This is a genomic window from Delftia sp. ASV31 (assembly GCF_016428765.1).
GTDB lineage: Bacteria > Pseudomonadota > Gammaproteobacteria > Burkholderiales > Burkholderiaceae_C > Comamonas > Comamonas acidovorans.
This window is the reverse complement of the sequence record NZ_JAELTK010000008.1, coordinates 96,898-111,174: the sequence shown is the minus strand read 5'-3', so window position 1 is coordinate 111,174 and position 14,277 is coordinate 96,898. Positions and strand designations below refer to the sequence as shown.

General features: G+C 71.6%; 8 protein-coding genes and 1 pseudogene. 2 read left to right on the top strand and 7 right to left on the bottom strand.

Going from position 1 to position 14,277, the window contains the following annotated elements:
- Together JHD82_RS05110 and JHD82_RS05105 are read left to right on the top strand one after the other, a co-directional pair.
- Window positions 1–745, top strand: a pseudogene (locus JHD82_RS05110) (hypothetical protein); the annotation flags it as partial.
- Between the two features lie 20 nt (window positions 746–765).
- Window positions 766–1,593, top strand: a complete 828-nt coding sequence (locus JHD82_RS05105; protein WP_199135615.1) for an oxaloacetate decarboxylase — start codon at window positions 766–768, stop codon at window positions 1,591–1,593.
- Here the strand turns inward: JHD82_RS05105 and JHD82_RS05100 are convergent.
- From JHD82_RS05100 to JHD82_RS05070, 7 genes are read right to left on the bottom strand one after another with little or no spacing between them, the layout of a single operon-like run.
- On the bottom strand, window positions 1,578–1,892 hold the full coding sequence (locus JHD82_RS05100) for a hypothetical protein (RefSeq protein WP_199135614.1): 315 nt from the start codon (window positions 1,890–1,892) through the stop codon (window positions 1,578–1,580). The two genes, JHD82_RS05105 and JHD82_RS05100, sit on opposite strands and share 16 nt — an antisense overlap.
- Window positions 1,889–3,577 carry an SWIM zinc finger family protein gene (locus JHD82_RS05095; protein ID WP_199135613.1) on the bottom strand — a complete coding sequence of 563 codons (1,689 nt, stop codon included), beginning with the start codon at window positions 3,575–3,577 and terminating at the stop codon, window positions 1,889–1,891. Before JHD82_RS05095 ends, JHD82_RS05100 begins: the two co-directional genes overlap by 4 nt.
- Window positions 3,574–4,767 carry a VWA domain-containing protein gene (locus JHD82_RS05090; RefSeq protein ID WP_199135612.1) on the bottom strand — a complete coding sequence of 398 codons (1,194 nt, stop codon included), beginning with the start codon at window positions 4,765–4,767 and terminating at the stop codon, window positions 3,574–3,576. The genes JHD82_RS05095 and JHD82_RS05090 overlap by 4 nt, the downstream gene beginning before the upstream one ends.
- A 32-nt stretch (window positions 4,768–4,799) precedes the next feature.
- Complete coding sequence (locus JHD82_RS05085; protein ID WP_199135611.1) at window positions 4,800–7,214, bottom strand: DUF5682 family protein; 2,415 nt, start codon at window positions 7,212–7,214, stop codon at window positions 4,800–4,802.
- On the bottom strand, window positions 7,204–8,328 hold the full coding sequence (locus JHD82_RS05080) for an AAA family ATPase (RefSeq protein WP_199135610.1): 1,125 nt from the start codon (window positions 8,326–8,328) through the stop codon (window positions 7,204–7,206). Before JHD82_RS05080 ends, JHD82_RS05085 begins: the two co-directional genes overlap by 11 nt.
- Window positions 8,328–11,255: a DUF4132 domain-containing protein gene (locus JHD82_RS05075; protein WP_199135609.1), complete on the bottom strand. Its 2,928-nt coding sequence runs from the start codon at window positions 11,253–11,255 to the stop codon at window positions 8,328–8,330. The genes JHD82_RS05080 and JHD82_RS05075 overlap by 1 nt, the downstream gene beginning before the upstream one ends.
- 23 nt (window positions 11,256–11,278) lie before the next feature.
- Window positions 11,279–14,272, bottom strand: coding sequence for a DUF4132 domain-containing protein (locus JHD82_RS05070; protein ID WP_199135608.1), 2,994 nt, complete (start codon window positions 14,270–14,272; stop codon window positions 11,279–11,281).
- Between the last annotated feature and the right edge of the window lie 5 nt (window positions 14,273–14,277).

Below are 14,277 nucleotides of genomic sequence, written 5' to 3'. Positions count from 1 at the left end.
CGGGAGCGCAGACGCGGTATGGACCTGCGCGGGCTGGCTGGCCGGCGAGCCCTCGCTGGGGCCGCATCCGATAGGTTCTTTCGCCGCGCTGGATGCGCTGGTGGCCGAGCTCGTGCAGCGCTGGCCCGGCCTGCGCAGCGTGACCCTGGCGGGTTTTTCGGCAGGGGCGCAGATGCTGCAGCACAGCGTGGCCTTTGCAGCCGATGCGCCGGGCACAGTCACCTTGCGCTACGTGATCGCCGACCCGGGCACCTGGCTGTATTTCGATCCCGTACGGCCACAGCCGCAGATGGCCGGGCAGAGCACCGACTGGGCAGCCTGCGGCACAGGCGCGGCGTTTCCGGGGGCGTGCAGCTATGTCTTCCATGCGCCGCCCGCCGCCAGCTCCTGCCCGGGCCATGACCGCTGGAAGTACGGCCTGCAGGACCTGCCCGGCCACCTGGGGCGCGATGCGGCTGCCGCGCGGGCTCGCTATGCGGCCGCGCAGATCGACTACCTGGAAGGCGCCCTGGACAGCAGCGCGGACAAGGGCGCGTTCTATCCCATCCTCGACAAGTCCTGCGCCGCCATGCTGCAAGGCCCGTTCCGGCTGCAGCGAGGCCACGCCTTCGCGGCCTACGAGCGCGAGCTGCTGGCGCCGCAGCGGCCACGCCGCTTCGTCGTGGTGCCGGACTGCGCCCATGATGTGGCTTGCGTGCTGCCGTCCCTGGCCGCGCGGCCCCTGCTGTTTCCACCAGCGCCCTGACCCCGCAACGGAGTGCCCCCATGACCCCCACCACCGAACAAAAGCGCGCCACCTTCCACGCCCTGCACCGCCAGGGCTGCTTTGTACTGCCCAATCCCTGGGATGCGGGCAGCGCCCGCATGCTGCAGGGCCTGGGCTTCAAGGCGCTGGCCAGCACCAGCTCGGGCCATGCCTGGTCGCTGGGCCAGCCCGATGGCGCCATCTCCCGCGAGATGACGCTGGAGCATCTGCGCAGCCTGGTCGCGGCCACCGATCTGCCCGTGAATGCGGACTTTGAGAGCGGCTTCGGCCTGGGCCCGCAGGAGGTTGCCGAAAGCGTGCGCATGGCCGTGGACACCGGCGTGGCGGGCCTGTCCATCGAAGACTCGACGGGCGATGCAGCCAACCCCTTGCGCAGCATCGAGGAAGCCGTGGCCCGGCTGCGCGCCGCCCGTGCCGCCATCGACGAGGCCGGTGGCGGCACCTTGCTGGTCGGGCGTGCGGAGAATTTCTTCGTGGGCCGGCCCGATCTGGACGACACCATTGCCCGGCTCAAGGCCTATGCCGAGGCCGGCGCGGACTGCCTGTACGCACCCGGCATCCGCAGCGCCGAGCAGATCCGTGCCGTGGTGGCGGCCGTGGCACCCAAGCCGGTGAATCTACTGATCGGAGGGGCCAGCGAATGGAGCCTGCAGGATGCCGAGGCCATGGGCGTGCGCCGCATCAGCGTGGGCGGAGCACTGGCGCGCGCGGCCTGGGGCGGCTTTCTGCATGCGGCGCGCTCTATTGCCGAGACGGGGCGCTTCGACGCGTTCGCCCAGGCCACGCCGGGCGCCGAACTGAATGGCTTTTTTCAGGACAAGGACTGATCCGCACCGGCCTGCAGCCGCTGCGCGGTCATGACCCAGACCGCGATGTCGAGCAAGGCGGCGGCGCGCTCCGCCGGCGGAAGCTGTGGGTCCAGCACGCCGTCCATCTGCCTTGCCAGGGCGCCCCAGCCCAGCAGCGCGCCCTCGTCGGCCCAGGCGCGGCCGGCGGCCAGCAGCGGCATGCCTGCCCCCGCCAGGCCTGCGGCCTGCATGTCGGCCAGCCAGGCCTGGCCTTGTGCCAGCCAATGGCGCAGCGGCGCGGTGGTGCTCTCGTTGCTTGCTTTGCTTGAATTGCTCATGGAGCCTTCTCCACACCGACTTCGGCAAGCGGTGGCGGCCAGTCCGTGCTGGGATGGTGCCAGTGCGCGCTGTCCTGCCAGCGCACGGAAGCCACGGCAATCTGCAGTTGCCCTGCCGCGATCTCCACGCGGCCAAAGACTTCCTGCAGCACCCGGCCGCACGCCAGTTCCTTGCGCAATGCCTCACCCGCCCTGCCTTGCATGCCGTGCAGATCGCCCACCAGGGACAGGGAAGGCCCGGGCACCGGCGACTGCAATGCAATCGTCCAGCGCTGCAGCAGCTCGTCCCGCAGCGCCAGGCCGCTGCCGGTCACCTGCAGCCGTGCCCAAAGGGGCGGCTGCTGGCGCCAGGGGTCGGCATGCAGCTCCTGCAGATGGCGGCGCAGCAGGACCTGGGGGTCGTCGGCCACCGGCAGCGGGCTGGTTGCCTGGGTCGGCAGCTGGCCGGTCGCCCGGGCCGGTGCCAGCCGCGTGGCGTCGCGCGCCGACAAGCGGCCATCGTCGCTGGCCCAGCCGTCCAGCAGCACATGGGGGCCTTGCAGCAGCTGCCTTGCGGTGAGGCCGCCCAGGGTTTCCGAGTCTAGCGCCCCGGCCGGTTCCCACTCCGGGTCGAAGCCTTCGGCGCGCGATGCGGACCAGGTCAGATACCGACCGCTGGCCGCGTCCTGCAAATGCACGGAAAACCCACGCTGCCCGCCGCGCGCATGCCATAGCTCGGCTGCCACGGCGTGCAGGCAAAGGCCTTGCACGCGCCGGTAGCTGCGCCTGTGCACGCCCGCCAGTTCGCTCAGGGGCCGTGGCATGGGCTGTTGCGCCAGGCCGCGCAGCAGCATCCACAGCGCGGCCAGCAAGGGCGCCACGCGTTCGGCCGCACCGGCACGCCCTGCACGCTCGTCACGCAAGGCGCGTACCAGCAGGTTGAGCACGCTGGCAGGGCGCGGCAGGTCGGCCTGGCGCAGTTCGGTGGCCAGTGCCTCGCCCTGGTCGAGGAAGGCAGGGCTCATGCCTGCACGACCCTGCAGCACCCAGCCGGTCAGCCATTGGCGCGCCTGGGCCAGCCGCTGCAGTGCGCCGGCTTCCAGCGCATGCGCCGGCAGCTCCGGCATGGGTGCGCCCGCCAGGCGCCGGGCCTGCAAAGCCACCAGGGCGCGGTGGGCGCAGGCCGCTGCCTTGCAGCTGCAACTGGCCGCCGCCAGGCCACCGGCACGCGGCAGGCGCACGGTGACTTCGTCGGGGTTGGACAGTTCGCCGATCAGCGTGGCCGGGGCCTCTTCCAGCACCGCCTCAAAGCCCTGGGCCATCCAGCGCAGGGCCTTGCGCTGGGCGGCCATTCCAAAGGCCTGGGCCACGGCGCCGGCATCGCCGTCGAGCCACGGGGCTGCAGGCGCCTGGGCCATGCCATCGGCCGGGGCCTCGTGGGCCAGCCGCGCCCGCAGGCCCAGCAGCAAGGCGCACAGATGGTGGCAGGGGCCAAATGCGGGGCAGCTGCATTGCAGCGTGGCAAAGCCCGCGCCGGCCAGGGTCTGGACATGGCCTTCGATGCCGGCGCGGGCCTGGTTGGCCGCCAGTTCCCACTGCCCTGCATCCACCGCCGCCAGGGCCTTGGCCCCGCGCTTGAGCAGGCCCTTGTTGGCCCAGTCGGCAATGGCGTCATCGTCCAGGGTGCGCAGCCATTCCTGCATCATGAGGGCCGCCCTCCCTGCATGGCCCGGGCCAGCCAATCCACCAGATGGTCGGGCGTCATGGCGGCGACCTGGGCGCCGCGCGCCACCAGTTGCGCGGCCAAGTCGCGGTCATAGTCGGGGTGGGCGCGGCGGTCCAGCGCAGCCAGCACCAGCACGCGGGCACCACTGGCAACCAGCCGCTCTGTCTCGGCGACGACGCGGGCCTCGTCATGGCCTTCGTACAGGTCGGTGATCAGCACGATCACGCTGCGGCGCGGCGCGGCAAGCTGCCCGGCCACATGCGCCAGTGCCGCGCCGATGTTGGTGCCCCCGCCCAGTTGCGCGCCCAGCAGCAGCTCTTCGGGCGCATGCAGCTGGCCGGTGACATCGGCCACCGCGTCGGAGAACAGCAGCACATGGGTGCGCAGGGCGCGCACGCGCGCAAAGATGCTGCCCATGACGGCGCTGTGGATGACGGATTCATGCATGGACCCGCTCTGGTCCACCACCAGCCACAGGTCCCAGGTCAGGCGCTGTGCTTCGTTCTCCCTGAAGAACAGGCGCTCCAGCACCAGCACCTGCTCCTCGCTCTGGTAGTGGCGCAGGTTGTGGCGCAGGGTGCGCGGCCAGTCCAGATCGCTCATCTGCCCCTGGCCCCGGCTGCTGCGGCGCCTGCGCCGCCGCCCCAGGGCCGAGTGCACGCGCGAGGACAGCCGCGCCTGCAGATCGGCCACCACGCGCGCCACCAACTGGCGGGCCTCGGCCAGCACCTCGGGGGGCAGGCTGGTGCGCACCGCCATCAAGGCGGCCACCAGTTCGATGCTGGGCGTGGCCTCGGCCAGGACCTGGGGATCACTGAGCAGGCCATGGAGCCCATAGCGCGACAGCGCATCGCGCTGCAGCGTTTCCACGGCGCTGCGCGGGAACAGATCGCGCACCTCGCCCAGCCAGGGCACGGCCTGGGGCTCCGGCACGCCGCTGCCGCCCTGGCGCGCGGACAGCCCGCCTGTGCCCTGCCAGGCGTCGGTGCCTGCACCGTCGGGCTGCTCGCGCAGGCGGTGCTCGCGCTGGTAGAGATAGTCCAGTGCCGCGTCGCGGCGCGCATCGGCGTCATCGAGCGGCTGCGCCGCAGCCAGGGGCTGGGCGGCCTCGGGCCCGAGGATGAGGCGCCAGCGCCGCAGGGTGGCGGCATCGATTGCCTGTTCCTGCATTGGCGGCTCGTGCATTGGCGGATCTTCCCGGCTCATGACAGTCCCCAGGGTTGCAGCAGCCGGCCCACCTGGGCCGCCAGGGCGCGGCTGTGCGCCAGGGCCTCGTCCGATGGCAGGTGCACGCAGGCCAGCGTGGTTGCGCCGGGTGGCGGGGCCGCGCCCGACAGACCCGCCAGCCGCCCGGCCAGCTGCCGCAGTTCGGCACGGGTCAACTGGGCAAAGGCCAGCCGCAAGGCCGGCAGGCCGGCCAGGAAGGCGTCTTCCGGCCAGTGCGCAATGCCGTCACTGAGCAGGCGCAGCAGCGGCGGATGGCTGAGCAGCCAGCCCTTGGCCACGCGCACAAAGCCCTGCAGGTATTCGCCCATGGCGGCGCCATCGACCTGCGCCAGGCCCAGCATGGCGCGCAGGGCGGCATCGGTCTGCGCGATCTGCCAGCGGCCGGCCATGCTCAGGATGCCGGCCGTGGCGCCGCGCACGCGCGCGGGCGCGCTGTCGGCGCCTGCCTCATGCAGGGCGGCACAGGCATCGTGGAACAGGCCGGCGTCGGCCCAGGGCGCGTGGCGGCAGACCATGCCGTGCAGATCGGCCAGGGCATCCAGGGCCTGTGCCTGCTGGGATGCATCGCCCTCGCCCAGCCAGGGCAGGCGCAGGCAGGCCTGCGCAAAGCAGCGCCGCAGCAGCGGCAGCAGGCGCGCCAGCCCCACGCCGCCCAGCGCATGGCGGGCCTCGTAGGCCAGGGCCAGGCAGCCCGTGGCGCGGGCCAGGGCCAGCGCGTCGTGGCTTCGCTCCATCCAGGCCTGCACGGTGTCCAGCACCTGTTGGGCGATGCCGTCCAGCCCCATGACCAGCACCTCCAGCACGCGCTGCGCGGGCTCCGTGTGGGCCGTCTGCGCCAGGCGCTCGCGCACCAGGTGCACCGCGGCTTCCTCCAGGCTGGAGCCGTGGCACATGGCCTCGGTCAGGGCCACCGTGGTCTCGACCTGCCAGCCCAGCGTCCAGACCTCGCGCACACGCGCCAGGCCCGTGCCCGCCACGAAGTCCGGCCCGGCCAGGCGCTGCGCATAGGGCACGCCCAGGTAGCACAGGCGGTGCAGCCCCTGCGACAGCCGGCGGTGGCGCGCGCTGCGGTAGATGTCCAGCTCCTTGCGCACGGGTGCGGCAGGCCGCACGGGCAGGCGGTGGCGCAGGCAGAAGGCCTGCACATCGACCAGCAGCGGGGCGGCCGGCGCGTTGGGTGGCAGCTGGCCGTAGTCGTCGGCGTCCAGCAGCCATTGAGCAGTCTGCTGCCCGGTCTGCTGCCCGGTCTGCTGCACCATAGGCTGCGGTCGCAGGGCCTGGGCATGCTCCTTGAACACGGCGCTGTCCAGCGCCTCCAGCAGCTCGGCCCGGCCGCCGCGGCATGCGCGCAAAGCGGCCAGGCCATGGGCCAGGCGCACGGCCTCGGCCGCGTCAGGCAGGCTGGCGGGCATGCCCCGGGCGCGCAGGCTGTTCACGGTGCGTGCCGCCATCTCGGGCCAGGCCTGGGCATCGGGTTGCGAAGCGCCCTGCTCCAGCGCCTGCCATACGCCCTGGTAGTAGCCGGGCATGGGCATGCCGGCCGCGTAGCCGCTGGCGCGCTCCAGCCGCTGCAGCGTGTAGGCAATGAGGTGCACGCCCACATCGATGGCGGGCCTGGCGTCCGCAGGCCGGGCGGGGGCCGAGAGGCCGGCAACGATGCCGGGCACATGGAAGCCGCCGCAGACCACCAGGCAGCGCCCGCCTTCGGCCAGGGCCGCGCTGACCTGGGCGACCATGTGGGCCTCGCGCGCCACGTCCTCGGCATCCATGCCGCTGCCGCCCGCGCCTTGCTCGCGCTCGCGCAGCAGCTGGCTGAAGGCCAGCACGCCGGCAAAGTACGCCTGGGGCGAGGCGTCCTCGTTGCCTGATTCGTAATGCCGGTCCCACCATTCGTCGAAGTCGCGGCAGCCGCTGGCCTGGATGAGGCCGGCCAGCACGTCGGGCGCGCGCCGCGCGGGCTCGTCGGCCAGCAGGGGTTCGGGCGCGCAGGCGAAGTAGTCCAGCTGCGCGGCCTGCGCCAGCCTGTCGGCATAGGGCAGGTCGATGAAGCGCACGGCGCTGCGCAGCCGCGCCGCCTCGCGCAGGGCCACCCATTCGGGCGAGAAGGCGGCAAAGGGCACGTAGCAACGGCAGCGCCAGTCTTGCTCGGCCGCGCCGGGCCCGGCCATGGCCGCATGCAGGTAGGCGGCCAGCGGGGGACGCGCCTGGGCGTGCTGCAGCGCGGGCAGCAGGGCATCGAGCTCGCCCGGGCCTTCGATCAGCACGTGGGTGGGCTTGAACTCGCGCATCAGCGCGCGCAGGTGGTGGGCGCAGCGCGGGCTGTGGTGGCGCACGGGCACCAAGCGCAGCTGCGGCAGCGGCGCCAGCCACGCGGCAGCGTCAGTGCTCACGGCCGCCTGCGACAAAGTCCTGCCACTGCGGTTGCCCTGCGCGCTGGCGTGCCACCACGCGCAGGTATTCGGCGAAACGGCGCTGGTCCTCGTCGTCGTCCTTGATCACCGTGCCCAGCAGGTGGCGCGCCAAGTGGGCCGGTCCCACCTGCTCCTGCCCGAAGTACCAGCACTGGCAGGCGGCGTTGAAGGCCACGTCGATGGCCTCGGCCGTGGACAGCACGGTGCCCGGCCGCTCCACGGCCGTGCCCTCCACGCTGCCGCTGCGCAGCTCCTGGAAGGCCGTGGCCAACAGGGCCAGCACATCGGGCGCGACGGTGGTGCCGATGCGCTGCTGCGCCAGTGCGCGGCCCACCTCCTGCCCTATCAATGCGGCCTGCGCGGCCACGCCTTCGAGCGGGCGCATGGTCTCGAAGTTGAAGCGGCGCTTGAGCGCGGCCGACATCTCGTTGACGCCGCGATCGCGCAGGTTGGCCGTGGCAATCACATTGAAGCCCGGCCGTGCCAGCAGCCAGGGCTGCTCGTGCTTGAGTTCGGGAATCTGCAGCAGCCGCTCGGAGAGCACGGGCACCATGCAGTCCTGCACTTCGGTGGAGCAGCGCGTGATTTCCTCGAAACGCAGCAGCCGCCCTTCCCCCATGGCGCGGTGCAGCGGGCCGGGCACCAGGGCTTCGGGGCCGGGGCCGTCGCGCAGCAGCAGGGCGTAGTTCCAGCCATAGCGGATCTGCTCTTCCACCACGCCGGCACCGCCCTGCACGGTGAGCTTGCTGTCGCCGCTGATGGCGGCGGCCAGCAGCTCGGACAGCAGGGACTTGGCCGTGCCCGGCTCGCCCACCAGCATCAGGCCGCGCTGGCCGGCCAGGGTGACGATGGCGCGCTCGACCAGGGCATCGTTGCCGTGGATCTTGCGCGCGATGGCCGGCCCGCCGCCGTCAGGTTCCGCACCGCCCAGGATGAAGCGCCGCACGGAGCGCGGGCTCAGGCGCCAGCCGTCGGGGCGCGGGCCCTGGTCGGCGGCCTGCAGGGCCGCGAGTTCCTGGGCGTGGGCCATCTCGGCCGGCAGCCGCTGGGCGGCAGGCTCCGGGGTGGCCGCTGCAATGCGTTTGGTGGCCATCAGTCGCTCTCTTTGGTGCTGGCCGATTTGGCGGCGATGGCCGCGAACTGCGCCATCAGCGTGGCCTGCAGTGCGCGCGGCCACTGCTGCGGCAGCAGCCGGGGCCAGCGGCCATCCTCGCCGCGATGGCTGCTGTCATAGACCACGGCATGGGTGATGTCCACGCGGTTGTCCAGGTCCATGAACGGCAGGTAGCGCCCGTGGTGGAGTTCGATGTACAGCTGCGGGCCTGCAAGGTCCAGCTTGTGCTCGTAGATGCCGGGGCCGTCCCCCACGGGGCCGGGGCGGTAGTTCCACTTGGCCAGCAGGCCGGACAGCGCGCCCTGGCGTATCTGCAGCGGGCCGGCGGGGTGCAGGGCATGGCTCTTCCACTGCCCGGCTTCGGGCAGTTGTGCGCCTGCGTTCAACTGGTCGATCAGCGGCTGCAGCTCGTAGTCGGCCAGGCAGGTGCGCCAAGCCTCAACCTCGCCCGCTGCGGCATCGACCGGATGCCAGAGCAGCACCTGCGCATCGTCGGGCAGCTCCACGGCATCGTCGGTGGCGTCGAGCAGGGAAAAGTCCTCGGCAATGCGAAAGCTCGCGCCCTGCTCCAGCCGCCAGATCAGGCTGCGGCCCACGATGCGCAGCAGGGGATGCAGCAGGAACAATCTGCGCCAGCGCGGGACGGACCAGCGCTGTCCCGTCATGAAGGCGGTACCCAGGCGTGGCACCTGCTGCCTGGCGATGGCCTTGACGCCAGCGGCAACGGTCTTGAATTCGGCCTGGGCCGCATTCCACTGCAGACGCAGCGATTCGTCCTTGAGCGCAGGCAGGGTCTTGGAGGCCTTGCCCTTGTCGCCCACCACGCGCAGGCTCAGGTCGCCCTGCAGCTGCAGGCGGTAGCGCTGCGGGCCCACCTCCAGCACCAGGCCTTCGCCGCCCAGGCCGAAATCGGGCGTCAGCTCGTCATACAGCTCGATCAGGCTCAGGCCGCGCCGCTGGGAGGCCGCCTTGAGCGCGTCATGCGTGGCTTCAATCACCAGGTCCTTGAGCTTGCGCGAGCTGGACAGAGTCTGGACCTGGGACAGCGCATACAGCGTGTCCAGCGCACCGAGCTGCTCCACGGCGATGATGGCGCGCAGCTTCTTGCTCCAGCCCCAGGCCTTCACGGCGGCTACCAGGGTCTGCACCAGGCGGTCATCGACATGGCCGGTGGCCAGCCGCAGCGCCCAGCGCGCCTTGGGCTCGCCCTCCAGGGCCACCCAGGCATTGACCAGGTGCAGGGACAGCTGGGCGCGGCTTTCGGCCGGCACCTGGGCCAGCAACTGCTCCACCAGCGGCGGCAGCTCTTCCTCGGCCGTGGCCACCAGGTGCAGTACGGTGCGGGCCGCATGCTCGGACAGCGGCGCGAACAGCGCCAGGGTCTCGGGCTGGTCATAGGCCTTGATGCTGCTGGAAAAGCGCTTGAAGCGCGCCACGCGGGACTCCAGCGCATCGAGCGGGACCCGGCCCTCCTCCCCCTGCGCCACGGTCAGAGCGCCCGGCACTGGGACGCCCAGGGCCAGCAGCCGGCCCTCGACCATGCTTTCGGAGCCCAGGTCCAGGCCCGTGCGCAGCAGCGCCTGCAGCAGCGGCGCGACCCCGGGGTCGGGGTGGGCCAGCAGGATGTCGCGGCAGGCCAGCTGCATCGCTTTCTCGCGCCGCTGCAGCCAGGCGTTGGACTCGAAGACAGCGCCTACGGCCTGCGCATCCAGCCCTTGCATGAAGCGCGCCACCGCTTCGCGCAGCGCCCGCGAGCTGCTGGCCGCCAGCAGTTCGCCCAGCAGGGGCAGCCGGGCATGCAGCATGGCCGGGTCCAGCTGCGCCAGCAGCGGGGCCAGGCGCACGGTGGGAATCTCGCGCAGATAGTCGGGCTGCTCGGCCAGCATCTGGTTGAGCAGGCCGATGAAGGGCTCAATGCGCGATTTCTGCAATATGCAGCGCAGCAGATGGGGCAAAAGCTCCGGGTAGCGTGCCTTCCAGATCTGGCGGGCGACCACCGCATCGAAGTGGTACTTGGGCTGCCATCCTTCGATCCAGGCGATGAAGGGCGCGGCATCCTCCCGCACCAGGCGGTCGAAAATGGGAATGAAGTAATCAACCGGCTCGCGGTCCGCCCTGCCCAGCAGCAGGTTGACCAGTTCCAGCCGCCGCTGGGCGTCGGCGCCCAGGTCCCAGCGCAGCGCGATCAGGCCCGGGTCTTCGTTGATGGGCTGGTCGTCGAACCAGTCGGGATGGCGGCGGTAGAAGTCGTACCAGGGCGCGCAGCGCTGCGGGTGCGGAACGTCGCTGTGCCGCGTCATGTAGACATCGCGGATGTCGGCATAGAGCGCGCCGCCGCGCTCGGCCAGCTCCATCAGGTCCTGGTCGTCCAGGCTGCCCAGCAGCAGCTTCCAGTCGACTCTGTCATACCTGGCGCCGGACTGGACGTTCAGCTCCGCGGCCCAGTCCAGCAGCTGCATCACCCGTTCGCGGCTGATGCCCGGGTACCAGAGCCAGCCGAACATGTCCAGGATGCGGATTTCACGGTAGTCGTTGTCGCCGTCCGGCGCAGGTGGACGGGCCAGGCTGGCGCGCGCCATCTGCTCGAACTCGGCCGCAAGCTCGGGGCTGTGGCGTGGAATGTCGCCGTCCAGGCTGCCGTCGATCGTGCGCCCGAAGGGGATGGTCTGCCGCGCGAAGGCCAGCCACAGTTCATGGTCATGGGTCCAGGGCAGATCGAAGTTGCCCAGGGCGCGGACGGGGTTGGAATAGTCGTCGAAGGCCTTGCGCGTGAAGGCGCCCACCTCGTCATGCCGGCCCGCGCGCATGCGGCTGGCCAGCACCTGGACCAGTTCGGCGGGTGGCAGCGAGGCGCTCAGTTCCTCCAGCGTGGCCTGGTCGGTGTGTTCTAGGGTTGAAGAGGTCATGGATTCAGGGGTTCTGGAGGGAGTCAAACCTGGGCTGCAGCCGCTGCGGCCGCCGCGCCCGCGGCTCGCGAGGCCAGGGCCTGAAGCATGGCGCACAGCGATGCCTGCAGCGGCAGCGGCCATTCGGCCGGGGGCAGCAGGCGGTCGGCGGCCATGTCGCGCAGGGCAAAGCCTTCGATGTCGATCTCATGGCCGGGCTCGTAGTACGGCATGGCCGCGCTGTGCAGCAGTTCCACGCGCCAGCGCTGCACGGCAAAGTCCCGCAGGTGCATGTAGATGCCGGGGCCATCGCACACGGGGCCGGCATGAAAGCGCCATGGCCCTGCCAGGCCGTCCAGCGCCTGCTGCGTGAGCCGTATCGGTGCCAGGGGTTGCAGCAGTTCCTGCTGCCACTGGCGGGCCAGCGGCAGGTCGGCGGGCGCATCGACCTGCTCGATCAGGGCCTTGAGGCCGTAGTCGGCCAGGCATTCGCGCCACTGCGCACGCTCCTGCTCGGTGGCCTGCGCGGGGTGCCACAGGGCGATGCGGCCCTCGGCCGGCAGTTGCACCGCGTCGCTCTCGGCATCGACCAGGGACAGGTCTTCGGCAATGCGCAGGCTGAACGGCTGGCCGGCCGCCGGCTCCACCCGCCAGACCAGGCCCTGTGCCACCACGCGCAGCAGCGGGTGCTCCAGGAAGAGGCGGCGCCAGGTGTCCAGCGGCCAGTGCCGTCCCAGCATCAGGCAGGACTGCAGGCGTGGCGCCTGCTGCTGCAGCACGGCCTTGATGCCCTTGGACAGCGTCTTGAGCCGCGCGGTGGCCGCCTCCCATTCAGCGCGCAGGCCCTCGTCGGCCAGGGCCGGCAGGCTGCGCACCAGCTTGCCGGCCGGCGTGCGCAGGCGCAGCGACAGGTCGCCCTGCAGCAGCACGTCATAGGTCTGCGCGCCCACCTGCAATTGCACGCCCCGGCCCAGGTCGAAGTCCGGGGTCAGCTCATCACTGAGGTCGGCCAGCGCCATGCCGCGCCGCGCGGCGGCCTCGGCCAGCACGGCCTGTGCGGCGGCCAGCACGCTGGGCTTGAGCGTCTTGCCGGTGGCCAGGGCCTGCACGCAGGACAGGGCATAGACCGTGTCGAGCCGGCCCAGCTGCTGCAGCGCGACCACGGCACGCTCCTTGCGCGTCTTGTGCCAGGCCAGGGCGGCCGAGGACAACACATCGACGATGCGGTCGTCCGCCGCGCCGGGCAGCAGCTTGAGCACCCAGCGTGATTCGGGCGCGCCATCGGCAGCCACCCAGTGCTGGACCAGGGCCTGGGCCAGCCGCGCACGGTTCTCGGCGCTGGCCTGGGCCAGCAGTTGGCGGGCCAGCGCAGGCAGCTCCTGCGGGCTGATGGCCGCCAGGTGCAGCAGCGCACGCGCGGCCTGGGCCGACAGGGGCGCGAGCAGGTCCAGCAGCGCCGGCTGGTCCAGCGCGGCAATGGCGGGCGACAGGCGCTGCAGGCTGGCGGCCTGGGCTTCAAGCTCTGCCAGGGAGTCGGCATCGCTGCCAGCTGGCGCGGCCTCGCCGGCAGGTGGCCTGGCTGCGTCCGCAACCGGGGCTGCGGCACCCAGATCCTTCAGGCGCGCCTGCACCGGGCCTTGCTCGGCCACGTCCAGCAATCCACCGGACAGCAGTGCCGACAGCAGGCTGCCAGACGCCGGATCAGGATGGGCCACCAGCACATCGCGGTAGGCCAGCACCAGGTTCTTGTTGGGCTTGGCCAGCCAGCCGGCGGCCTGGGGCGCATCCACGGGCAAGGCAGACAGGGCCTGGGCCAGCGCCGCACGCAAGCCCTTGGAGGCACTGCCGGAGGCGGCCTTGCCCAGTTGCGGCAGCAGCCGCTGCAGCATGTCCACGCGCAGCGCGGGCAGCAGGTGCGTGAGCGGGCCGGCGGCCAACTTGGCCAGGTCGCCAGGGCGATCGGCCAGCAGGGTCTCGGCCACCGGGGCGTAGCCGGCGCGGTCGGATTCGTGCTTGCAGCCGTCTGCGCAGGCCGGCAATAGCAGCGGCAGCAGGGCCGGCCACCGGGCTTCCCACAGCCGCTGCGCCACGACGGGATTGATCGCCAGGTGGCCCAGTTGCTTGAACCAGGCGACCAGGGGTGCGGCATCGGTCTGCAGCATGCGCTCCACCAGAACACGGTCATGCGGCCAGTCATCGTCCGAGGCAAAGCACAAGGCCTTGAACAGGTCCTGGGCCAGCAGGTCGCGGCGCGCGGCATCGGCCGTCTCCCAGCGCGATGCAATCAGCACGGGCTCGGGCAGGCGCAGCTGGTCAAGCACGGCGGGGAATTGCGCAAAAAAATCCCGCCACAGCGCCCAGCGCTGCCCTGCAGGCCGCGTGCGCTGCAGCGGCAGCTGGCGTTGGACGATGTCGCGGCTGAGCTGGCCGCCGCCATCCTCGATGGCCATGGCCAGCAGTTCGGGCTCGGGCAGCTGGTGCAGCAGGTGCTGCCAGTGGCAGTAGTACTGCGCGCCGGGCGCAATGCCGGCCTTTGCGCTCAGTTCCCGCGCCCAGCGCAGCAGGCCGGTGATCTCGGCACTGGACATGCCTTCATGGCCCAGCACGCCAAACACCTGCCTGAGCACGAGGTCGTAGCCATCGCGCAGTCTCCAGGGCTGGTGGGTGCGGCTGCCCCAGTCATCCAGCCAGGCGCGGGCCAGTGCCGTCAGCTCCGCGGTCAGCTCGGCACTGCGCCGGGGCACGCCCGAGTTGCCCCCATAGAACTGTCCCAGCGGAAGGCTGATGCGCGCCAGCGCCAGCCACAGCGCGTGGTCGCGCTGCCAGGGCGCATGCTCGCCGGGCAACTGGTGCAGCCGCTCCTGGCACAGGCTGCTGCTGTCGCGCAGGAAGTCCGCCACCTCGGCATCACGCCCCTGGGCCAGGCGCTTTGCCAGTTCGGCGGCAAAGGCCGGCATGCCCTCGCGCCCGGCCGGCGCGGCCGTGTGCAGTTCGTACAAAGCCTGCAGGGGAAGCGCTGCTGTCTCGTTGTTGCTCATGGTCT